Annotated in this window: 24 protein-coding genes and 1 pseudogene; 16 read left to right on the top strand and 9 right to left on the bottom strand. The window is 59.4% G+C overall.

Annotation, left to right across the window (positions count from 1 at the left end; genetic code table 11):
• Positions 1-15: 15 nt before the first annotated feature.
• Positions 16-231, bottom strand: coding sequence for a hypothetical protein (locus FHT73_RS26145; RefSeq protein WP_183715865.1), 216 nt, complete (start codon positions 229-231; stop codon positions 16-18).
• Positions 232-588: 357 nt separating this feature from the next.
• Here FHT73_RS26145 and FHT73_RS26140 point away from each other — a divergent pair, with 357 nt between their 5' ends.
• The 9 genes from FHT73_RS26140 to FHT73_RS26100 all read left to right on the top strand — a co-directional run bounded on the left by FHT73_RS26140 (position 589) and on the right by FHT73_RS26100 (position 8,879).
• Positions 589-1,602, top strand: coding sequence for an ABC transporter substrate-binding protein (locus FHT73_RS26140; RefSeq protein WP_183715863.1), 1,014 nt, complete (start codon positions 589-591; stop codon positions 1,600-1,602).
• Between the two features lie 357 nt (positions 1,603-1,959).
• The gene (locus FHT73_RS26135; protein WP_246712231.1) at positions 1,960-2,109 is read left to right on the top strand and encodes a hypothetical protein; all 150 of its coding nucleotides are present in this window, start codon (positions 1,960-1,962) and stop codon (positions 2,107-2,109) included.
• Between the two features lie 769 nt (positions 2,110-2,878).
• A complete protein-coding gene (locus FHT73_RS26130; protein WP_183715940.1) occupies positions 2,879-3,319 on the top strand; it encodes an acetyl-CoA carboxylase biotin carboxyl carrier protein subunit in 441 nt (146 codons plus the stop codon).
• Positions 3,319-4,710: an acetyl-CoA carboxylase biotin carboxylase subunit gene (locus tag FHT73_RS26125; protein ID WP_183715861.1), complete on the top strand. Its 1,392-nt coding sequence runs from the start codon at positions 3,319-3,321 to the stop codon at positions 4,708-4,710. Before FHT73_RS26130 ends, FHT73_RS26125 begins: the two co-directional genes overlap by 1 nt.
• Positions 4,707-5,132 (top strand): acetyl-CoA carboxylase, encoded by a 426-nt coding sequence (locus FHT73_RS26120; RefSeq protein WP_183715859.1) that lies wholly within the window; start codon positions 4,707-4,709, stop codon positions 5,130-5,132. The genes FHT73_RS26125 and FHT73_RS26120 overlap by 4 nt, the downstream gene beginning before the upstream one ends.
• Complete coding sequence (pxpB, locus tag FHT73_RS26115; RefSeq protein ID WP_183715857.1) at positions 5,129-5,836, top strand: 5-oxoprolinase subunit PxpB; 708 nt, start codon at positions 5,129-5,131, stop codon at positions 5,834-5,836. The genes FHT73_RS26120 and pxpB overlap by 4 nt, the downstream gene beginning before the upstream one ends.
• A complete protein-coding gene (locus FHT73_RS26110; protein WP_183715855.1) occupies positions 5,833-6,828 on the top strand; it encodes a biotin-dependent carboxyltransferase family protein in 996 nt (331 codons plus the stop codon). The genes pxpB and FHT73_RS26110 overlap by 4 nt, the downstream gene beginning before the upstream one ends.
• Positions 6,829-6,859: 31 nt before the next feature.
• Positions 6,860-7,627: a 5-oxoprolinase subunit PxpA gene (locus FHT73_RS26105; RefSeq protein WP_183715853.1), complete on the top strand. Its 768-nt coding sequence runs from the start codon at positions 6,860-6,862 to the stop codon at positions 7,625-7,627.
• A gap of 46 nt (positions 7,628-7,673) precedes the next feature.
• Entirely contained in the window at positions 7,674-8,879 is a 1,206-nt protein-coding gene (locus tag FHT73_RS26100) for a pyridoxal phosphate-dependent aminotransferase (protein WP_183715851.1), read from the top strand.
• 66 nt (positions 8,880-8,945) lie between these two features.
• Here FHT73_RS26100 and nac read toward each other — a convergent pair whose 3' ends face one another.
• Positions 8,946-9,851 carry a nitrogen assimilation transcriptional regulator NAC gene (gene nac, locus FHT73_RS26095; protein ID WP_183715849.1) on the bottom strand — a complete coding sequence of 302 codons (906 nt, stop codon included), beginning with the start codon at positions 9,849-9,851 and terminating at the stop codon, positions 8,946-8,948.
• 243 nt (positions 9,852-10,094) lie between these two features.
• On the opposite strand from nac, the gene FHT73_RS26090 reads away from it, so the two are divergent.
• The 6 genes from FHT73_RS26090 to FHT73_RS26065 all read left to right on the top strand — a co-directional run bounded on the left by FHT73_RS26090 (position 10,095) and on the right by FHT73_RS26065 (position 14,805).
• Complete coding sequence (locus FHT73_RS26090; protein ID WP_183715847.1) at positions 10,095-10,874, top strand: SDR family oxidoreductase; 780 nt, start codon at positions 10,095-10,097, stop codon at positions 10,872-10,874.
• Positions 10,871-11,578, top strand: a complete 708-nt coding sequence (locus tag FHT73_RS26085; protein WP_183715845.1) for an amino acid ABC transporter permease — start codon at positions 10,871-10,873, stop codon at positions 11,576-11,578. The genes FHT73_RS26090 and FHT73_RS26085 overlap by 4 nt, the downstream gene beginning before the upstream one ends.
• Positions 11,575-12,333, top strand: coding sequence for an amino acid ABC transporter permease (locus FHT73_RS26080; protein ID WP_183715843.1), 759 nt, complete (start codon positions 11,575-11,577; stop codon positions 12,331-12,333). The genes FHT73_RS26085 and FHT73_RS26080 overlap by 4 nt, the downstream gene beginning before the upstream one ends.
• Positions 12,330-13,100: an amino acid ABC transporter ATP-binding protein gene (locus FHT73_RS26075; protein ID WP_183715841.1), complete on the top strand. Its 771-nt coding sequence runs from the start codon at positions 12,330-12,332 to the stop codon at positions 13,098-13,100. Before FHT73_RS26080 ends, FHT73_RS26075 begins: the two co-directional genes overlap by 4 nt.
• A 95-nt stretch (positions 13,101-13,195) precedes the next feature.
• Positions 13,196-14,032: an ABC transporter substrate-binding protein gene (locus tag FHT73_RS26070; RefSeq protein ID WP_183715840.1), complete on the top strand. Its 837-nt coding sequence runs from the start codon at positions 13,196-13,198 to the stop codon at positions 14,030-14,032.
• A gap of 98 nt (positions 14,033-14,130) precedes the next feature.
• Positions 14,131-14,805 (top strand): 4-carboxy-4-hydroxy-2-oxoadipate aldolase/oxaloacetate decarboxylase, encoded by a 675-nt coding sequence (locus FHT73_RS26065; RefSeq protein ID WP_183715838.1) that lies wholly within the window; start codon positions 14,131-14,133, stop codon positions 14,803-14,805.
• A 290-nt stretch (positions 14,806-15,095) separates the two neighbouring features.
• Here FHT73_RS26065 and FHT73_RS26060 read toward each other — a convergent pair whose 3' ends face one another.
• From FHT73_RS26060 to FHT73_RS26040, 5 genes and pseudogenes are all read right to left on the bottom strand, one after another.
• Positions 15,096-15,479: a type II toxin-antitoxin system VapC family toxin gene (locus FHT73_RS26060; RefSeq protein WP_183715836.1), complete on the bottom strand. Its 384-nt coding sequence runs from the start codon at positions 15,477-15,479 to the stop codon at positions 15,096-15,098.
• The gene (locus FHT73_RS26055) at positions 15,476-15,733 is read right to left on the bottom strand and encodes a type II toxin-antitoxin system prevent-host-death family antitoxin (protein WP_112339682.1); all 258 of its coding nucleotides are present in this window, start codon (positions 15,731-15,733) and stop codon (positions 15,476-15,478) included. Before FHT73_RS26055 ends, FHT73_RS26060 begins: the two co-directional genes overlap by 4 nt.
• A 343-nt stretch (positions 15,734-16,076) precedes the next feature.
• Positions 16,077-17,150, bottom strand: a pseudogene (locus FHT73_RS26050) (Do family serine endopeptidase); the annotation flags it as partial.
• A gap of 69 nt (positions 17,151-17,219) precedes the next feature.
• Entirely contained in the window at positions 17,220-17,729 is a 510-nt protein-coding gene (locus FHT73_RS26045) for an Hsp20/alpha crystallin family protein (protein ID WP_183715832.1), read from the bottom strand.
• 97 nt (positions 17,730-17,826) lie between these two features.
• Positions 17,827-18,303 (bottom strand): Hsp20 family protein, encoded by a 477-nt coding sequence (locus tag FHT73_RS26040; RefSeq protein ID WP_183715829.1) that lies wholly within the window; start codon positions 18,301-18,303, stop codon positions 17,827-17,829.
• A 226-nt stretch (positions 18,304-18,529) separates the two neighbouring features.
• Here FHT73_RS26040 and FHT73_RS26035 point away from each other — a divergent pair, with 226 nt between their 5' ends.
• Positions 18,530-18,751, top strand: a complete 222-nt coding sequence (locus FHT73_RS26035; protein ID WP_183715826.1) for a hypothetical protein — start codon at positions 18,530-18,532, stop codon at positions 18,749-18,751.
• 36 nt (positions 18,752-18,787) lie between these two features.
• Here the strand turns inward: FHT73_RS26035 and FHT73_RS26030 are convergent, their stop codons facing one another.
• Both FHT73_RS26030 and FHT73_RS26025 read right to left on the bottom strand, forming a co-directional pair.
• Positions 18,788-20,998, bottom strand: a complete 2,211-nt coding sequence (locus FHT73_RS26030) for an amylo-alpha-1,6-glucosidase (protein WP_183715824.1) — start codon at positions 20,996-20,998, stop codon at positions 18,788-18,790.
• Between the two features lie 12 nt (positions 20,999-21,010).
• Positions 21,011-22,105 carry a glycosyltransferase family 4 protein gene (locus tag FHT73_RS26025; protein WP_183715823.1) on the bottom strand — a complete coding sequence of 365 codons (1,095 nt, stop codon included), beginning with the start codon at positions 22,103-22,105 and terminating at the stop codon, positions 21,011-21,013.
• Positions 22,106-22,186: the final 81 nt, after the last annotated feature.

Raw genomic sequence — 22,186 nt, 5'->3', positions numbered from 1 at the left:
TGGTGCGCCTGGGGCTCACGCCAAACTGGCACTAACGTCTGGGAAAAAAACGATCGTGGACACCTCCAGCGCCAGGCCGAGGTTGCCTATGAGCAAGGTGTCAACGATGCTGATGAGCACGGCGATGAAGCCGGAGGCCCCATCTGGCAGAGCCGTCGTCGTGACAGGCGCAGTCATAGCGAGGCCAAGGCCGAGGTTTACGGCGAGACAATCCCTCGCGGCTTCAGCCATCGTCACTACAAGAAGCTTGATTAGGTGGAAGGCGATAGTGACCTCTGACGCTCGATTAGGCGAGGGTACAACAGCTGGCTGCATCGGATGCATGCGGGTGGTGTGCGGAGGTTATTTACCGGCTACCTTTATCGCCTGGGCAAAGAAATTGTCGGCATGGTTTGCCTCTGCATTGGCGACAGCGGCCTCATATCTTTCTCATGTTTCAAGCGCTGAGGAACAAAATGAACCCAGTTGATCTATCGAGGCAACGTTGAAAGCTAACTGAAAGGTTGCTCTCACTAAGCTCACTGGGCTTCGTGGAGGAAGCAGGCGCCTATGTCATGTGACGTGGTGCCGCAACAGGAGGAGACACTTATGCGTTCATCGCGCGTACTTTTTCATACCGCAGCCCTTTCCATCATCATAACTGCAGGCTCGATCGGCGCCACGGCAGCCAATGCTGCTGACAAGATTTCCATCATGGTGGGCGGTTACGAAAAGCAGATCTATCTGCCGGCAAAGCTTGCCGAAGGGCTCGGCTATTTCAAGGACGAGGGGCTGAACGTCGAACTTCTCAATGAGCCGGCCGGCGTCGATGCGGAAAACGAAATGCTGGCAGGCGCCGTCCAGGGCGTCGTCGGCTTCTACGACCATTGCATCGACCTTCAGGGCAAGGGCAAGTTCGTCGAATCCGTCGTGCAGTTCAGCCAGGCGCCGGGCGAAGTCGAGCTGGTGTCGGCCAAGCATCCGGAAATCAAATCCCCCGCTGACTTCAAGGGCAAGAGCCTCGGCGTCACCGGCCTTGGTTCCTCGACCAACTTCCTGACGCAGTATCTGGCCATCAAGGCCGGCCTGAAGCTGGGGGAATTCACCTCCGTTCCGGTTGGTGCCGGCCAGACCTTTATCGCCGCCATGCAACAGGATGCCATTCAGGCCGGCATGACGACGGAGCCGACGGTCTCGCGTCTCCTGAAGACCGGCGAGGCCAAGGTTCTCATCGACATGCGCACGATGGCCGGGACAAGGGCCGCCCTGGGTGGAACCTATCCTGCCGCATCCCTTTATATGAGCGCCGACTGGGTCGATGCTCATAAAGAAGAGGTGCAGAAGCTTGCGAATGCTTTCGTCAAGACGCTGCATTTCATCAACACGCATTCAGCCGCCGAGATCGCCGACAAGATGCCGAAAGACTTCTATGTCGGCGACAAGGAAGGCTATGTGAAGGCGCTTGAAAACGGCAAGGCGATGTTCACGCCCGATGGCGTGATGCCGGAAGACGGTCCGAAAACCGTTCTTGCCGTGCTTTCCGAGTTCTCCAAGAACGTGCAGGGCAAGTCGATCGATCTGTCGAAGACCTACACGACGGCGTTCGTCAAGAACGCCAAGTAGAGCAGCCCACCGCGCCGCTTCCGACAATGGTCGGGAGCGGTCTGCATTGCGAGGTTCTCTCCGATCGGCGTAACCGTACCACGGGCAGCGTTGGTTCGACCGAGCCGATGGCACGAAAGGATCGCGGCAAGCAGACCGGGATCTCCGATCTTAAAGGCTGCAATCCCACAAGAACGGCCGCGGCCCGCGGGATTAGAACTCTTTTTAGGATGCCGATTTTGCGGCGGTGTGAATCGGCGCGATGATTAGGGGCAAACCGTCGTCACAAGCTGTTGATATTTCAAGGATGGGCGGGGTCATTCGGCGACGCCGATTCACAATTGGGGCACCTATGCGTCGCCGGGCGCGCTCGATATCATGAGGACGAAGGCGGCGACGAAGATGGCTGGCATCGAGCTGATCGACGGCGCTGGTCATTGGATACAGCAGGAGCAGCCGGGTCGACTTGGCACGCTTCTGCTCGCCTTCATTAAGGATATAGGTAGGGCGGATCACATCCCCGGTTAGGGCGGGGAATTCTATTTGAGCTCGTGCGCCCTAGGTCCGTTCTATCAAACAGCCCATCTGGGTTAGGGGTCGCCAATTCAGATCCCAATATTTATCCGGCTAAAAAACAGATAAGACGAGTTATGAAACTTCAAGGCGGCCTGGGTTGTTGTGTTAATACCAACCGAGGGTATGGCAGCGTTTACAGAAGAACGTAAATCTCCATGCCGATCATTACAGACCGTCGACATGGTCGCACACTTGCCTCATCCTCCGAAGCCGCCGATGGTATCGGCTGAAGCGCGCCGCAAGCGGTCACGCGGCTCAAGTGAGCGGTTGATCCATCAAAAAGGTGCGGCTCTTCACCCCACCGACGAACGCGAGCGCGCAGGCGTATGCGCATTGGCTAGCACGCAACTGAAGGTCGCCAGCCCGAGCGACCGGATCGTCCTGTCGTAGGCCATTGTGTCAAGGCTAAGTCGATGTATGCTACTGGAAAATTTGTGAGGGGACACTTTGCAACCACAGGGTCGTCGGTTCGAATTCCATCAAGAGCATACTTAATGGCTTCCCCGGCGGATACCTAATCCCAGCGCAAGCGAATCGAAAATTCATGTGGGACAGGTTGTCAGGAGATGCCCCGCGGGTGGCCATAGCAACGCTTGGATGCCAGCGTCATCAAAAGTTCCTCTGACCCCATCGTGAGAGCCATCGTGTAGGGAGGAGCTCAGCCAAACGCAATCATCACTGATCGGATTGCGGGAGGTTCTCCGAAATGCCGAGTTCTCGCATGGACCTGTCGAAAATAAAGACACTGATCGATTTTGTTGGACGATCCAACGTTACCGAGCTCTCGGTAACGGAGAAAGACGTTACCGTTCGCATTTTCCGCACGCTGGGACAGGCTACCCCGACCGCGTCGTCGCAAGCGCTCGAAACTGTGCTCGCCAGTCCTGCCGAACAGGGGCGCGACGACGTTGTCCCTCGCAAAGCATCGATCACCACCGTGAGGGCGCCGATCTTCGGCGTCCTGCATCGAGGGCCAGCGCCGGGGCAGGAGCCTTTCGTTAGGGTTGGCGACATGGTCGAGGAGGGCCAGACCCTTTTCATCATCGAAGCGATGAAGGTCTTCAACAAGATCGTCGCGCCGAAGGCAGGCCGCATCGCGCGTCTCACCCAGATGGATGGCGGCGAAGTCGAGACAGGCGACGTCCTGGCGGAGATTGCCTGATGGCGAAATCTCTCGACAAGATGGGGTTGGCGGGGCGCCGTTTCGATACGGTCCTGATTGCCAATCGCGGCGAAATTGCTGCGCGAATTCAGCAGGCCTGCCGCGAACTCGGCTTGAAGACGGTTGCGATTTGCTCTGAAGCCGATAGGCAGGCGTCTTACGGCAAGGCCGCCGACACCTTACTGTGCATCGGTCCGGCGAACGCAGCCGGCAGTTATCTCAATCAAAATGCGATCCTCCTTGCCGCGCGTCTGACCGGAGCGGGTGCGATCCACCCCGGCTACGGTTTCTTGTCCGAGAACTCTGCTTTTTCCGAAGCCGTGGAGAGAGCGGGCCTCGCATTCATCGGCCCCGAGGCCTCCTCGATCGCGACCATGGGCGACAAGATATCGGCAAAACGGGCAATGATCCTTGCCGGTGTGCCCTGCGTGCCCGGCCCTGATATGTCCCTTCCGGATGATCCGGCTTCGGTCGAGCGGATCGCTGAGGAGATCGGCTATCCTGTGATCATCAAGGCCGCAGGCGGCGGAGGCGGCAGGGGGATGCGGGTGGTGCTCGAGGCAGGCGAGCTGCACGAAGCCATCGCCCTGACATCGGAAGAGGCTCGTCAGGCTTTCGGGTCCCCGGCGCTCTACATGGAGAAGTTCCTCCAGCATCCGCGTCACATCGAAATTCAGGTGCTCTGCGATATCCATGGCAATGCCGTCTGGCTCGGGCATCGCGATTGTTCCATGCAGCGCCGGCATCAGAAAGTGGTGGAAGAAGCTCCGGCGCCTGGGATTTCCTCGGAAACGATAAAGCCGGTCGGCATGGCCTGCGTGCAAGCCTGCCGGCAGATCGGCTACCGTGGCGTCGGAACCTTCGAGTTCCTCTACGAAAACGGTGCCTTCTATTTCATCGAGATGAACACGCGCCTGCAGGTCGAACATCCCGTCACCGAGATGACCAGCGAGATCGATATCGTCCAGGCGCAGATAATGGTCGCCCAGGGTTTCCCCTTGGAAGTACGCCAGGATGATTTGGCGTGTACCGGCCATTCCTTCGAATGCCGCATCAATGCCGAGGACCCAGAAAGCTTCCTGCCTTCGGCAGGTACGATCTCGGAATTAGCCCTGCCGGAAGGGCCGGGAATCCGGGTCGATACCCATATTCATGCCGGCTATCGGGTCTCGCCTTACTATGACTCCCTGATCGCCAAGTTGATCGTCCATGCGCCCACACGGGCAGAAGCGATGGCCAAAATGCGCGAGGCACTTGCCGCCACCCAGATAGTAGGGATTTCCACCAACCTGCCGCTGTTGCGCGCATTGTTCGAGGATCAAGGGTTTGCCCGCGGTGAGACGGATATCCACTATCTGGAACAATGGCTTCGGCAGAGGAGGGCGGCATGAGGGCGATCGACTTTAGCGACCCTTCGACCCTCGCGGCTCTGGCCGACGCACTGACGGCAGCAGGCGTCGATGGCGTAGAAATTTCGCGACCGGCCGGCAATCTGCGCATCGTGGTCTCGAAGGCCGGGGGCGCCCAAATCAACCTGACAGGAAATGCGCAGCCTGCGCCGGCGACATCGGTGGCGGTGGTCAAAGCGCCAATGGCGGGCCACTTCTATCCCTTGCATCCGTCGGATTCCAGCGAGACCGAGCGTCTGCCTCGCTCGGTCTCAAGCCAGGATGTGATCGGTTTTATTCGCATCGGTTCTGTCCTGCTTCCCATTCCAGCCGGCAGGGCCGGTTTGCTGGCCAGGCGATCGGTAGAGCCAGAAACCCTGGTCGGATTCGGTGATCCCCTGTTCGAAATCGAGCCGCTGTCATGATCGCCACATCGAACACCCTCACGTCACCGCGCGAAATCGTTCCTGCTTCCAAGGGCCGGGCCAGGATCTCCTGCATCGGCACCCGATCTTTCCTGCTCGAAGCACCCGGCGAATTCGATCTGCCTGCGCAGCGGTGGATCTGGGCTCTGGCGCGAACGGTGAAGGGCTGGACTGATATAGCGGAAGTGATCCCCGGGATGACCAATCTTCTGGCGATCCTCAGGGAGACGCCAGAGGATCCCGAGCTGATGACAGGTCGGCTTCTTGAGGCATGGAACAATGCCCAGAGCCTGGACCTCGTGGGAAAAGTCATCGAAATCCCGGTTCATTATGGCGGCGCTTATGCAATCGATCTTCCGACCATCTGCGACTTTTGCGGCTTGAGCGATCGCGAGGTCGTGCGCATCCATTATGAGGCGAGTTACCGCGTATTTGCCTTGGGAAGTGCCCCCGGTTTCGGTTACCTGCACGGGCTCGATCCGCGCATCTACATGCCCCGCAAGACCGTTCCTTCGCTAAGGATGGAGAAGGGCAGCGTGACGATCGGCGGAATGCAGACGGGGGTTGCGATGCTGACGGGTCCGAATGGATGGAATTCGCTCGGCCACGCGGAACTGCAGATGTTCGATCCGACTGCCGCGACGCCGGCTTTGATGGCGCCCGGCGATATCGTCCACTTTCTGCCGGCAAGGATCGAGCTATGATCGAGATCATCGAAACCGGCCCATTCAACACGATCCAGGATCTTGGTCGCCCCGGCTACCGCGACATCGGCGTCACAGCCAGCGGCGCGATGGACCCTCTTGCGGTGAAGATCGGCAATATCCTTGTTGGCAACGACGACGATGCGGCGGCCATAGAGGTTCAGACCTTTCCGTTCAAACTGCGGTTCGCGGCTCATGCTGTCTTTGCCGTCACAGGTGCAGATGGCAATCCTGCGCTGGACGGCCAGGAACTGCTTCCATGGTGCGCCTATGTCGCCGAGCCGGGCCAGATCCTGGAGCTGTGGCAGCCGCCGAGGCTGGCCCGCGCCTATATCGTGTTCGGCGGAGGGCTGGATGTGCCGGTCCTCATGGGATCGCGGAGCACCGCACTGCGCGGCGGATTCGGCGGAAATGCCGGTCGGCCGCTGATCAAGGGTGACCGAATTGAATTCGGCCCGCCAGCGGATGCGCTCCCCTTGCCGGCGAGCGGTCTCGCAGTGGTCGAGCCGGCCGTGGTGCTAAATGATGTCTTTCCGGCCCCGGTCGATGGCGTGCTGTCCATCCGCGCGATCGTCGCCGGCGAACATGAGCTGTTTGCCGGCGATGGCGAAGCTTTCTGGAGCCAGGTCTGGCGTATATCGTCGAGCAGCGACCGCACCGGCTATCGCCTGTCCGGCGAACCGATAAAACCGACGGTGACGGTCGAGATGCGCTCGCATGGCGTCGTGCCTGGCGTGATCCAGGTCCCGCCCGCCGGCGAGCCGATCATTCAGATGAGCGATGCCAATACCGCGGGTGGCTATCCGAAGATCGCCGGCGTCATCGAATGCGATCTGTGGCGGCTTGGCCAGGCTCGGATCGGCAGCAGGCTGCGCTTCGTCCGCTCGACGCATGCCGAGGCGCGCGCGGTGGAGCAGGCCGTTGCCCGCTATGTCGAGGATGTCAGGCGGACGTCGCAAATGGTCAAGCGTGCCTTGAAGGCAATGGCCTGACGGCAATTTCAACGATCAAGGGGAGGAAGCGGTGAAAATCGATCTGAATTCCGACATGGGTGAAGGTTTCGGCCCCTATCGGCTATGCGACGACGAAGCGATGATGAAGATCGTGTCGTCCGCCAATATCGCCTGCGGCTTTCATGGCGGCGACCCGGACACGATGGCGCGCATGGTCCGTCTCGCAAGGGAGAACGGCGTGGGTATCGGGGCGCATCCGGGCCTGCCGGACCGATCCGGCTTCGGCCGGCGCGAGATGCCGTTCCAGCCGGACGAGCTTCGCCAGCAGATGCTCTATCAGCTCGGCGCCTTGATCGCGATCGCCAGGAGCGAGGGCATGAGTGTCGGACATTTCAGCTTTCATGCGGCGATGGGCAATATGGTCAATCGCGATCCGGTGCTCGCCGATCTGATGATGAATGCCATTGCCGCGGTCGATCCGCGCCTGGTTGTCTTCGTGACATCGGGCAGTGAAATCGAAAAGGCGGCAAGGCGCGCCAAACTCAAGACGCTGGCGCTGTTTCTGGCTGATCGCGCCTATGATGCCGACGGCAGGCTCGTTGCCCGCGGTCTGCCGGGCGCGCTGGTGAAGGACGAGGCTGCGGTCCGCACACGGGTGCGTCGCTTTCTGACGGATGGAACCGTCGAGGCGATCGACGGAAGCATGCTTGAAATGCCAGCCCGATCGATCCTCGTCCACAGCGATACGCCCGGCGCGCTTGAGCTTGCCCGTATCATCCGCAGCGAAATCGAGGCTTCCGGCGCCACCTTGGCGCCCGCGGCCGAACTCGCATCTTGATGTTGCTGGCCAGCAAGTTTTTCATTTCCACTGAAAGAGCACGCCAATGCCCTCCACAGCCGATCGCCTGAAGAATGTTTCTATCTCCGCCTCTGCCGCCATGACCCAACGTGCCCGCGAACTGGCTGCCAAGGGCATCAAGGTCGTCAGCCTTTCATCCGGGGAGCCGGATTTTTCGACACCCGCCCATGCGATCGAGGCAGCCCATGCGGCCGCACTTGGCGGCGATACCAAATATCCGCCGATGGATGGCACGCCGGCGCTGAAAGCTGCGATCAGCAGAAAGTTCAAGCGAGACAACAATCTCGATTATGATGCAAGCCAGATCGTCGTTTCCGGCGGCGGCAAGCAGGTGATCTTCAACGCGATGCTGGCCACCTGCAATCCAGGCGACGAGGTCGTCATTCCCACGCCGTCGTGGGTCAGCTACGCCGACATCGTCAAGTTTGCCGGCGGCGTCCCGGTCGCCGTTCCCTGCTTCGAGCAGGCCGGATTCAAGCTGCGTCCGGAGGACCTCGAGGCAGCGATCACGCCGCGCACCAAATGGCTTCTCCTGAATTTTCCGAACAATCCGACGGGTGCCGCCTGCTCGCGCGCCGAAATGGCCGCGATCGCCGAAGTCATGCTGCGCCATCCGGATGTCTGGATCCTCACCGACGATATCTACGAGCATCTGGTTTATGATGGTTTCGAATTCTGCACGATCGCCGATGCCGAACCGAGGCTCTATGACCGGGTCCTGACCATGAACGGCGTCTCCAAGGCCTATGCCATGACCGGTTGGCGCTTGGGATATTGCGCGAGCGGTTCGAAGGAGCTGATTGCCGCGATCAGCAACGTCAACGGCCAGAACAGCGGCGGCATCGCAACAGTCACGCAGGCAGCGGCGATCGCAGCGCTGGACGGGCCGCAGGATCTCCTGAAGGAGCGGGCGGCGATCTACAGGGAGAGACGCGACTTCGTGCTCGATCAACTGTCGAAGGTCGAAGGACTGCGCTGCCACAAGCCGGAAGGCGCCTTCTACATCTATCCCAATATGTCCGGCCTGATCGGCAAGACCACCAAGGGCGGACGCAAGATCGAGAGCGATGTCGATTTCGTCATGGCGCTGGTCGATGATCACCATGTCGCGACGGTGCAGGGCTCCGCCTATGGCATGAGCCCTTATTTCCGCATCTCCTATGCGACAAGCATGGAAAAGCTTGGCGAGGGCTGCGCCCGTATCGCCGAGTTCTGCCGCGATATGCGCTGAGTGGTAATCCCGCGCGCCTGCGGCCCGCTTTACGGGTCGCAGGCCGTTGGCGTATGCCCCTAAGCTTTACACCTTCAACTGCTCCGTCAGCTCGACGAGGATGTCCTTGACGGCGAATGCCGGCTCCGACAACGAGTTCTGGTCGGATGTGCAAAGCGACAGCGTTTCCTCGATCCGCGGCGAAATCAGCCGGCATACCAGAGGCTCGGTCGATTCCGAGACGATACGGTCGGCAATCGCCTTCGGCATGATGGTCGCGCCAAGCCCGCTGCCGACGGCGCGCGCCAGCGTTCGCACGATTTCGACTTCGGCCACGACCTTGAGATTGATGCGGCTGCGCGTGAAGGCGGCATCGACGGCCCGGCGCACGAAATTGTAAGCCGGCGGCAACAGCATGGGCATCCCATCGAGTGCGCTGACGGGCACGGGTTTCTGGTCTGAATCGATCGCGAAATTGCGATGGGCAACGAGATAGAATTCCTCCCTTAGGATCGGCTCGAACCGCACGCCCTTGATCGGCCCCGTGCCGTGGATCAACGCCATTTCCAGCCGGCCGGTCATGATCATCTGGCTATAGGTCTGACCGACGCTCTCCGTCAGATGAAGCAGAATTCCGGGGTGCCTCTTGCGTGTTTCCGCCAGGAGATCGACCGAAAGCGTGGCGGCACTGCTGAAGGGCACGAGCCCGACCGAGACGCGTCCGGCAAGCGAATTGCCGGCTGCAGCGGCATCGGCCTGCGCCTGTTCCATCTGGCGCAGAATAATCTGCGCGTGCCGATAGACCGCGTGTCCGGCATCGGTCATGCTGACGCCCTGCTGGCTTCGGATCAGGAGTTTCTGGCCAAAATGTTCCTCGAGCGCCGCCAATTGCTGGCTGAGTGCCGGCTGGGCGAGATGCAGGATATCGGCGGCCCGCGTGATGCTGCCGCTATCGACGATAGCGATGAAGGATTTGAAGCGTCTGATATCCATGGCTTTGGGTACTGTTCTGTCTTTACGGGGCATGTTTGCAGACGTGCATCTGTTTTGCAACGCGCGCCGATGTCGGGACGCCATGTCGGCTCTTGCAAAAGAATCGCAATCGCCAGCGGCGACGGCCAGTCCGCTTGCTGCCGGCACATCTCCATAAAAGTTGCTTATTACTCCAAAAGTAATCGGTCTTAGGCAAGGAGTTGAAGCTCCGCTAATGTCCAAACCAACAAAAAGGGGATCAGAATGCCATTCTCCGACTACAAGACCGCGCTGGTCACCGGCGCCTCCTCCGGTATCGGTGCCGCGGTGGTGGAGCGGCTTTGCCGCGAGGGCATCGAGGTGCATGCGATCGCTCGCAGCGCCGGCGCCCTGAAGGAGCTGGCCGAGCGCACGGGATGTATCGCCCACGTCGTCGATGTGACGGATCGCGCCGCAATCGCCGATCTTGCCAACCGGGTTCAGTTCGACATTCTGGTCAACAACGCCGGCGTCGACCGGCCGAAGAAATTCCTTCAGGCGGATGAGGAAGACATCGATCTCCTCATCGATGTCAATCTTCGCGCAGTGCTGCACATCTGCCGTCTGGTCGTGCCGGGGATGGTGGCTCGCGACCGCGGACACGTCATCAACATCTCCTCGATTGCCGGAAACTACAACTTCGGCGGCAATTCCACCTATCATGCCGTCAAGGCTGGCGTCGCCATGCTGTCGAACCAGCTGCGCATCGATGCATTCGGCAAGCGGGTCCGCGTCACCGAGATCTGCCCTGGTCGTGTTGCGACCGATATATTCAACCACGTCCATGGTGATGACCCGAGCGTGCGCGAACGCTTCATCGACGGGTTCGAGCTGCCGCAGGCGGCCGATATCGCGGATGCGATCGCCTTTGCGATTTCAGCGCCGGTCGCAGTCAATATCGGTCATATGGAGATCACCCCGACATTGCAGGTGATGGGTGGCCTGCAGACGGCAAAGCCCGAGACATCCGCCGCCATCTATGATGCGGAAGGTGCGAAGCGGTGAGCGGGTTCGATCTGTCGGCCATCCTGAGGAATCCGGATTACGTCGCGATGCTCTTGCAAGGCATCGAGATGACCTTCGTCATCTATATCGGCTCCTGGCTGCTTGCGATGACGCTGGCCATCCTGCTTTTTGCCCTGCGGGTCTCGCCGCTTCGCATCGGTGATCCGATCGTGAAGGCCTACGTCTCCTATCATCGCAACGTGCCGACGCTGGTGCAGCTGATGTTCTGGTATTTCGGAATCTATACGCTGATGCCGCAAGGCATCACCGACTGGCTCGCCGACCACAATGCCGAGGCAATCTTTGCCATCATAGGCCTGGGATTGTGCCAGGCCGCTTATTTCAGCGAGGATTTGCGCTCCGGACTGCGGTCGGTCAGCTCAGGGCAGATGGAAGCGGCCAAGGCGCTCGGGCATGGCTACATCTCGGCCATGCGTTTCGTCATCCTGCCCCAGGGCGTGCGCAATGCTCTGCCGCCGCTCATCAATCACAGCGTTTCCTTGTTCAAGAACAGCAGCCTTGCAATCGTCGTCGGTGCGTCGGAGCTTACCCACGCCGTCAAGGAGATCGACAATGTCAGTTTCCGAACCTTTGAGATCTATCTGATCGGCACGGTCATCTATCTGTTCTTCTCGCTCATCATCATGGCCTTGGGCGCATATATCTCGCTGCGCAGCGATCCCGCACGGAGGGCGCGCGCGTGATCCAGGATATCATCAAGATCATCCATGAATATTGGCTGCTGCTGCTGATCGGCCAGTATCCCAATGGCCCGCTGGGCGGGCTTGCCAATACGCTGATCCTTTCAGCGCTGGCCATCGCGCTCGCATTTCCTGTGAGCATACTGTTGGCCATGGCTCGCCTTTCCAAATGGGCAGTCCTTAGATGGCCCGCAACTGGCCTCGTCTACATCACGCGCGGCGTTCCGCTGCTGATGTTGATCCTATGGTGCTATTTCATCGTTCCGCTTTGGACGGGGGCGGATGTCCCGAGCTTCCTGATCATGCTGGTAACGCTCGTGATCTATGAGGGCGCGTTCCTGAGCGAGGTCGTGCGGGCCGGCATCGTCTCGCTCGGCCAGGGGCAGATGGACGCTGCCAGGGCGCTTGGCCATAGCTATATCGGCGCGATGCGCTTCGTGATCCTGCCTCAGGCGCTCTACAACATGATCCCGAGCATGATCTCGACCTTCGTCTCGACGATCAAGGATACGACGCTCGGCTACATCATCAACGTGCCGGATCTGACTTTTGCGGCAAGCCAGGTGAACAACCAGCTGTTGTCGCAACCCTTCCAGGTCTTCTTCATCCTCGCCGTTGTCTATTATGTGCTCTGTTGGAGCCTGACCCATGCCGCAAACAGCGTCGAACGTCGAATTGCCCGCCGGCGAGCCGGGCCAAGGAAGATACGCCTGCGCAGCGACGTCGTGCCTTTAAAAACATTCACGGAGCAGCTATGAGCATCCCAGTTTCCGCGCCGCAGGACGGCGCTCGAGAGATCCGTCTTCACGCGGTCTGCAAGAGCTACGGTCATTACCAGGTGTTGAACAACATCAATGCCGATGTCAGCCACGGCGAAGTCGTCGTCATTTGCGGACCGTCCGGCTCCGGCAAGTCGACTCTGATCCGCACGATCAACCGGCTGGAGGAGATCAATAGCGGTTCGATAGATTTCGAGGGCAGGAATATTCATGCCGCGATGGGCGCTGTCGAGCTCAATCGGCTGCGCAGCCGGATCGGCTTCGTCTTTCAGAATTTCAACTTGTTCCCCCATTTATCTGTCGTCGACAATGTTTCCATGTCGCCGGTCCGGGTCAAGGGCGTGCCGGTGAAAGTGGCGCGCGACAAGGCGCTCGCACTGCTTGATCGCGTCGGTCTTGCCGACAAGGCGAATACCTATCCCGGCCAGCTTTCCGGTGGTCAGCAGCAGCGCGTGGCCATTGCCCGCGCGCTCGCGATGGAGCCGCCGGTCATGCTCTTCGACGAGCCGACGAGCGCGCTTGATCCCGAGATGGTCGGCGAAGTGCTCAGCGTCATGAAAAGCCTGGCGGCTGAAGGGATGACGATGCTCTGCGTCACCCATGAAATGGGCTTTGCCCGCGACGTGGCCGACCGGATTTGGTTCATCGATGCCGGTGAGATCCTGGAGACCGCGCCTCCCGAAGAGTTTTTCAAGAGCCCTCGTCATCCCAGAGCTCAGCGCTTTCTTTCCGATCTGCGCCATTAGAGCAATTCCAGGAAAAGTGTGTAGCGGTTTTCCGTCCGGAATTGCGAGAAAACAAAGAGATAGAGCACCACAAATCAATAACAAGGAGAACAGCTATGGACTGGAAATATCTTACCGTGACATTGGCGCTTTGCGGCGTCGCCATTGCCCTTCCGGCCAAGGCGGATCAGCTCGCCAGCATCATGTCGGCAAAGACGCTGCGCTGCGCGACCTATGCCGACGTGCCGCCGTTTTCCTCGCCGGACCCGAAAACCAGAGAAATGGTCGGCTTCGATGTCGATCTGTGCCGGGCGATCGCAAACGAACTCGGCGTGAAGGCCGAGATCAAGCCGATCTCGGTCGAGGCGCGCGTTCCCGAAGTGAAGCTTGGCCGCGTCGATATCACGGTTGCCAACCTTGCCTACACGCTGGGTCGTGCAGACCAGATCCAGTTCAGCGATCCCTATTATATCGCCAAGGAAATGCTCATCGTTCCCGCGGATGATGCTGGCAAGACGAAGGCCGATTTCGAGGGCAAGCGTCTTGCCTCGACCAAGGGCTCGACTTCGGAACTGGCAATCAAGCTCAACAAATCCGATCCGCTGACCTTCCAGGACACCGGGTCCGCCTACCTCGCCGTTCAGCAGGGAAAGGCGCGCGGTCTGGTCGCCAACACCATGACGACGACGCTGCTTGTCAACGAATCCAAGACGAAGGGCAAGCAGATGCGCATGATCGACGAACCCATGCTGCTGGAGCCGGTTGGCATCGGTATGCAAAAGGATCAGCCTGCGCTGACCGCAAAGATCAACGAAATCCTCCACAAGCTCGATGGCGCTGGCGAGATCAACAAGATCTGGGAGAAATGGCTTGGCCCGAACACCGAGTACAAAATGACCCGTACGGAGAAGGTCGTGCCGATCACCGAATTGAAGTTTGACCCGATTCCCTAGCCATAGGCCGTTTAGTCCGGCCAATCATCCATCCGAAAATTGTCGTTGATAACAGGCGGTGGGCGCGCCCGCCGCTAGCTTGACCATGGGAGGTTTCCGTGACCCACATCAAAGATATTGCCAACCGTCCGAGCAAGGCCGACATCGACGCACTCGCCAAATTCTCGCCCGCAACGATTCACGAGGCGCAAGGCCGCCGCGGCGCGTTGTCCTCGCGGCTGAAGCCCGTGGATTATCGCATGAAGCTCTGCGGCCCGGCATTCACGGTGAAATGCGCACCGCGTGACAACATCATGCTGCAGCTTGCAATCAACTTCGCCAAACCCGGCGATATCATCGTCGTTTCAGCAGGCGAATATGAGGAAGCCGGCTCCTTCGGCGATGTCCTGGCCAATGCTTGCCTTGCCAAGGGCATCGGTGGCCTAGTGACCGATACCGGCGTGCGCGACACGCTGCAATTGAGAGAACTTGGATTTCCAGTGTTCTCGCTGAGCATCTGCATCAAGGGCACGGTCAAGGAAACGATCGCGTCGGTCAACGATCCGGTCATCGTTGGCGGAGAGATCATCAATCCCGGCGATATCATCGTCGGCGATGCGGATGGGCTGGTCGTCGTTCGCCGGGAGGAGGCGCAGGATGTCGCGCGGCTCTCACAGGCCCGCGACGAGGCCGAAGCCGGATACATCGAGGCCTATAAACAAGGTAAGTCGGTCATCGAAGTCAGCAAGCTGGAGTCCGTGTTGAAGGTTAAAGGGTTGACCGGCAGCATTTGATGCTCTTTTGAAGCATCCGCTTATCGCATCGCCGCGCCATGGATCTCTGCAATTCAGGCAAGACTCGTCTGGACGAAGGCTATGACCGACATATGCGAGCTGTCTTGAACCATACTTAGCTGGAGCGAACGTCACCGTGTAGAGATCGGGATTTAACTTTCGAGGCAAAAGTTTAACGCTGAGACGATCGTATCCACAGTTCGAATCTCTTCAAGAGCATAGACGTGAATTGGACGCTCCACGGCTCTTCAACTGCCAGTCAGTTCACCCGTTTAGATTGGGAGGAGGTGCTAACGAGCCCGCCGAACGTCAGTCTGCGTGAAATCTTCCCCCACATAAAGCAGAGGACAATCGTGCTCTTTGGCGACTTCATACGAAAAGCAATCACCATAGTTCAGTCCAGCCGGGTGAACACCCTTGCCCCATCGGCCGTAGGCATGGGCCACTCGACGGGCGGCGGCAGCTGTTACGGACACGATCTCGAAGCCGAGGCCTGAAATGAGTAGGCCGACTTCTTCGCCGACATTGCGTCTTGAGGCTACGATGAGGGCCTCAGCGACGGTGCCGGCCGAAATCAACAGTCGATCAGCCTCCTCGATCGCCCTCATGCAAGCTTCGCCCTGCGGTTCGTCGAGGACAATCGCCAAGAGAGCCGATGTATCGACTGCAATCACGCCGGCATCCCGTCATCGTCATAAAGAAAGTCTTGGCTGCGGGCGGCCGCTGGTCCTTGAAGCGCCTTGGCTATGGCCGATGCCCTGGCTTTCTCCATCAATGCGCGCCGCCCCTTCAGGCCGGGTGAGACTGCAACGGCGACCAGGCGCACGATCTCATGGCCGCGACGGGTTAGGATGACCTCATCTCCTGCTTCAGCTCGCTTCACCAACTCAGTGAGTTGTCCTTTGGCCTCGCTTACAGACACGCGCATCAGTTGGACTCCCTTAAGCTTTCCCATATTCCTCCAAAGAAATGGTCTACGACTTGGTCTAAGTCAAGGTTGCGGCGCAACCTTGGCGAGGACAGACCGGAAGCGCCCCCAAATCGGACATCCCAATCGGGCAAAAGCCGGTATCTGTTACTTAGGAAATTCAGACGGATGGGGTTTGTACTAATGGGGTGGCCGGTTCGAATTGGTTCAAGGCGAGTGGATTCCGCTAGAGCTCGTCGAGTGCTTCTTGCGTTCCCCTACAGCCTAACGAATGATGAGCATTCCCGGCCGTAGACGAACCGCCGCCGGAAAAGATGCAGAGCGCCAGCTTCTATGATCCACTCACACGTGCCTTAATCGTACGCTCCGAGCCACTACTCCTGACTGTCAGCTCGATCTGCGAGCCCACTGGTGTCAGACCTATGCGATTGCGCAGATCGGCAGCGCCATGAACCGGCCGACCATCGACAGCCGCCACCACGTCACCCGGTTTCAAGCCCGCTCCAGCGGCCGGAGATCCCTGCTCTACCGCCGCGATCAGGGCGCCGCCGACGTCATCGAGCCCAAGTGAAGCTGCCATATCGGAATCGATATCCTGAATCGCCACGCCCAGCTTGCCGCGAACGACCTCGCCGTTTTGGATTAACTGAGTCATCACTAATCTCGCGATTTTGCTCGGTACGGCGAAGCCGATTCCGATGTTGCCCCCAGCCGGGCTGAGGATAGCGGAGTTGATCCCCGCGAGCTTCCCGTCAAAGGTTACCAATGCGCCGCCCGAGTTGCCTGGATTGATCGAGGCGTCCGTCTGGATAAAATCTTCATAACCTTCTCGGCTAAGACCGCTTCGGCCAAGCGCGCTGACAATGCCGGATGTGACAGTCTGCCCAAGACCGAACGGATTACCGATCGCCACCACATAATCGCCAACACGCAATGCGTCCGAATCACCGAAAGGCAACGCGGTCAGATTGCGGGCCGGTATCTGGAGAACGGCAATGTCGGTACCCTTGTCGGAGCCGACGAGCTTCGCATCCAATCGCCTTCCATCCTTGAGCGTCACGAGGATCTTGCGGGCATTGGCGACGACGTGATGGTTCGTCAACACGTAGCCCCGTTGCGCATCGACAATGACCCCCGATCCGGCGCTCAGGCGAGGTTCCGCCTGAGGCTGATCGGGAAGATTAAAGTAGCGGCGGAAATAGGGGTCACTGTAGAGGGGATTATCCTCTTCGGGCGCCTGCGAGACGACCGAGATGTTGACGATAGCCGGGGTTACCTTTTCCAGCATCGGAGCAAGCGTCGGTACGCTGCCGCCGATCCCGGGCACAAACTGTGCATGGGCGGGAACGCCACCAGTAAGCAGGGAGACGGCGAAGACGATGATCAATGGCTTGATGAGCCTTACGAGCGCAGTCATAAGTTTTCCGTCCTTCTTCTTGAACCCACTGACGCGGAAAAAGCCGGAGGACGTCCTCCGGCTTTTACGTTAATGTCTAATAGCGATGCGCTTGACCTGCGACTGCGCCTTCTCGCTCTTCGGCAAGGTCACGGTCAACACGCCGTTCTTGAAGCGAGCGTCGACCTGGTCATCCTTGACCTCGACCCCGAGCGGGATGCGGCGCTCGAAGCGGCCGTAATAACGCTCGGTGAACTGGCGATCCTTGTCTTCGGTCTCGGAGCGCTTCTCGCCCTTCAGGGTCAAGACGCCGTCATCGAGCAACACCTCGATATCTTTTTCCTCGAGGCCGGGCACTTCGGCTGTTACCTTGATCTCCTTGTCGGTATCGGAGATCTCAACACTCGGCCAGCCGGCGCTGAATGCGGAGCCATTGCCGAAGGACGTCAGGCCGGAACCGAAGCCGCGGAAGACGTCATCGAACAGACGGTTCACCTCGCGATGCAGCGATAGGAACGGATCCCGGTCCTCGTCGCGCAGGACACTCGGAACCTGGTTGCCGTTGTTGCGGCCCCAGGGAATCAGATCACGAACACTCATGGTTTTCCTCCTTTCTATTGGTTCAATCGGCAAAGCTTTTCCGTCGGCGCCGGACGATGTGCCCGGCGCCGCTTTTGCTAATTGCTGTTATTGGAGCTTATGCCGCCTGCTTGTCGGCTTCGATCTGCTTCGTCTCGGCCTTCGGCAGAGCCATGTCGGTCGAAATCTCGATCCGGCGCGGCTTCATCGCTTCAGGGATTTCGCGCTTGAGATCGATGGTCAGCAGACCGTTGACGAGGCCGGCACCGACGACCTTGACATGATCGGCGAGCTCGAACCGACGCTGGAACGTACGGCCGGCGATGCCGCGATGCAGATACTGCACATCGTCAGCATTTGCCTTCTGACCCGATACGAAGAGCATGTTCTGCTCTTGGGTAATCGTCAGCTCGTCTTGCGAGAAGCCCGCCACCGCCATGGCGATGCGGTATTCGTCCTCACCAGACTTAACGATGTCGTAGGGCGGCCAGTTGTCGATCGTCTCGACGCGGCTTGCAGCCTCGAGCGCATTCAACATTCGGTCGAAGCCGATGCTCGACCGGAACAGGGGAGAAAAATCGAGGTTTGTCCTCATAGCCATATCCTCCTTGTAAGCAACATGGATACAAGGAGACGCCAAGAGCACATGGCGCCTCCTGGACTATTCGATCCCCGTTGGGCAATCGAACATTATTTATATAATTCAGCTAGTTGATGGTTCAAGAGCTGTTGGAATTGCCCGGTGTAAAAAATTGATTTTCGTTTCAGTCCCAAGATCCGGGTGAGGCCAGATACGGATCAGTCAAGAAAGTAGCAATGGTATGCCAATGACTTCCGACGACGTCATCGCCGTCCTTGGACCTGTCGATGAAACGCTGGTGGCGGATGTCATCGCGACCGGCGCGACGCAAACTGGACTCGCCGAGGCATTTGCCTGGGCCAACAACGACGAAGCCTTGATGGGCGAAGGTCGGCGTCTGACGACGGGCAGGACTGCTGTCCTGATCGACCTGCTGGATTCGGACGATGACGAGGCCGAATAGGCAAGGCGGCAGCTATGCCGCCTGGCAAATGCTGCCTCAGGCCGTCGTGAGCACGCGGACATCGCCTCGACGATCGACGATGTCGACAACGACATGACGGCCGGATCGGCGGATGGTCACATCGGCCGAGCCATTCCCGATCTGCAGGCGCCGCAGGGTCACCTCATCGAGAAAAGAAGGCAATCGCGGTTCATTGAAGCTGATGTGCAGGGCGTTCGGATCGAAATCGAGGCCGAGGCACGATTGCAGTAGAAGAAGTGGCGCTGCAGCCGCCCACGCCTGTGGCGAGCATGCGACTGGATAGAAGGTCGGCCCCTGCGCGCGCTGACGCGGCAATCCGCAAAAGAGTTCCGGAAGCCGACGCAGGTCGATATAGGTCGATGCCGCGAACAAACCCTCGAAGATGCGGGCCGCTTCCGCCTGATAGCCATAGCGGGCAAGGCCGCTGGCGATCAGGGCATTGTCGTGCGGCCAGATCGAGCCGTTGTGATAGCTCATTGGATTATAGCGCGGCTCGGTCGACGGGATCGTGCGGATGCCCCAGCCGCAGAAGGACGAGGCACTCATCAGGGTGCGGGTTACTTGGGCGGCTCGTTCAGGATAAGCGATGCCGGTGAACAGCGCATGGCCGGAATTGGAGGAGCGAACGCGACAGGGGCGCTTGTCTCCGTCGAGAGCCAGGACATACGTTCCAAGGTCCTCGTCAAAGAAGCTCGTATCGAAGGCGCGGCGCAAGCCCTCCGCTCGTGCAAGAAACTTCGCCGCCCGTTCCGGCCGGCCAAGCCGCCGGAAGATGTCGGCCGCCGCCTGCCAGGCGCCGTAAACATAGGCCTGAACCTCCGCAATCGCGATCGGCCCCTTCGCCAATGTTCCGTCAGCATGGAAGACAGAGTCGTGACTGTCCTTCCAGGCCTGGTTGATCAGCCCTTCGTCCGTCATGCGTCCATATTCAACGAAGCCGTCGCCGTCACGATCGCCATGTTCATCGATCCAGGTGAGAGCGGACTCGATATGCGGCAGAAGGCACTCGATGACGGCGAGATCTCCGGTCCGTTTGAGATACTCGCCAGCCAACATCACGAACAGCGGGGTGGAGTCGATGCTGCCATAGTAGCGGCGGAAAGGGACCTCACCGAGTTCGGCCATCTCGCCATAGCGCACCTCATGCAGGATCTTTCCGGGCTCTGCATCGGAGGCGGGATCAATCTCCGTCGCCTGGTTGGCTGCCAAATGCCCGAGCACGCCGCGGGCGATCTGCGGATCGAGCCAGAGCGTTTCCAGCGCGGTGATCAGTGCGTCGCGCCCGAAGACGGTGCTGAACCAGGGAATGCCGGCATAAGGGTACGGCCCTTCCGGTTTGTCGGTCATCAGCATGTAGAGGTCGGAGATGCTGCGTCGCGCGACCTCGTTGAAGATCTCGTTGGATGTGGCGATCGACGCCGCGCGCGAGGACGAGGAGCGCAAGGCGCGGCGGGCATCCCGCATGGCCAGGAAGAAGGAGCGGTGGCTCGGCCGGTCAACTGCGGCCTGATCGCAGGCGATCTCAATGAAAAGCGACCGCGTCTCATGCGGCTCCAGCCGAAGGTCATAGACAGCCCCATCGTTGCGGATTTCATCGGGCCAAGGATTGAATGTGAGGGACGTCGATCGTTTCCGCTCATCTAATCCGATATAGGACAACACGACTGAACCCTGCTCCAGCACGGTAGGTAGAGTGCGCCCCTTCCTGGCTCTTGCGGTCCCCCGCACCTCGAACAGATCAGCGAAATCCGCCCCGAACGAGATTTCGATACGAACGTGTTGTGGCCGATCGTCATAGTTCCTGACGGCCAGCCGTTCATAGCAACGGGCACTCCACAGAAAACGGGACCTGCGCAGATGAATGAGATCATGCCCGAGTGTGAGCTTGCCCTTCTCGTCGAAAAGATCGGGATTGGTGAGGTCGCAGGTGAGCGTCGCGTTGTCGTCGCGCAGCGTCGACGACAACAGCATTGGCCTCTTGCCGTTGATGGTCAGGTAGAGATGCGAGAGATAGCGCGTATCGCGGTAGAAAAGGCCTTCCGGGCTACCCGGGCCGGAAAGCGCATCTCCATTGTGATCGAAGACGGCGAAGGTATCGCCGTGCTTCAGGGTGCGCGGTCGTCGCTCCTGCAGCGAGGCGGCCGCTGGGATAAAGAACTGCGCCACCGGCGCGGCTCGCTCTACCGGTGCGAAGGATGACTTGCTATCCACAAAAGCGGCCGTCATGGCGATCCCCTCCTATGCAACAACCTGGAGATCCAGGCCTTGGCCATTGGCGCGGCGTAGCGGGGCCGCCTTCGTGCGAACGCCAGGCAAGCTTCGATAGAGATCGATATAGTCCCGCGCCATCCGTTCTGCGCTGAAACGCTTCTCGAATGTCGCACGCACCTTCTTTCGATCCATTCTGAGCGCCCATTCGACGTTCTCGACCGCTTCCGTCATGCTGTCGACGAGAATACCCGACACACCATTGTCGATGACTTCCGGCACGGAGCCGCATCCGAACGCGATGACGGGCGTTCCACACGCCATAGCTTCGACCATGACCAGTCCGAACGGCTCCGGCCAGTCGATCGGGAACAGCAGTGCGCGCGCATTGCCGAGGAAGCCGGCCTTCTGGTGCTCGTTAATCTCTCCGATGAATTCGACATTCGGATGGCTCTTGACCATCGGCTCGATCACCGTCTCCCAATAGGCCTTGTCAGCATTGTCGATCTTGGCGGCGATTTTGAGAGGCATGCCGACCCTCGCCGCAATCTCGATGGCACGATCAGGCCGCTTTTCTGGCGATATCCGCCCGAGGAAGGCAAGGTAATTGCCCATGGGCTTTTCCGTAAACGGCAGCAGGCCGACGGGCAGCCCATGGTAGACTGTTCCGACCCAGTTGACCGGCGGCATCGGGCGGCGCTGATCATTGGAGATCGAGACCAGCGGAATATCGGGAAAAGCCTGGTAGAAGGGCTTGAGATCCGGCAGATCGAGGCGTCCATGCAATGTCGTGACGGTGCGATCGGCAAAGTCCCGGATCAGCGGAAAATGCATGAGATCAATATGAAAATGAAGCACGTCGAATTCGTGCGCCCGCCGCCGGATCTCCTCCAACATCACGACCTGGTGCGGCAGGTGATCCCGGACAGCCGGGCTGAGCCTGAGGGCGACATCCGAGCACGCCACCAGCTTGGCGTTGGTGGCGGAGTCGCCGCTGGCAAAAAGCGTGACGTCATGGCCCTGAGCGACAAGTTCTTCGGTGAGATAGGAAACAATGCGCTCGGTTCCCCCGTACAGCTTGGGCGGAACACTTTCAGCGAGCGGTGCGATCTGGGCGATCTTCATCGGCAAAATCTCCTCAGTTGAGCAAAGAATCGTCGGTAAAAATCAAGGCCGCATCCTCAAAGAGGCAGGCGGCATCAGATG

It is taken from the genome of Rhizobium sp. BK098 (genome assembly GCF_014193155.1).
Classification (GTDB): Bacteria; Pseudomonadota; Alphaproteobacteria; order Rhizobiales; family Rhizobiaceae; genus Rhizobium.
This window is presented reverse-complemented; position numbering and strand designations above follow the sequence as displayed.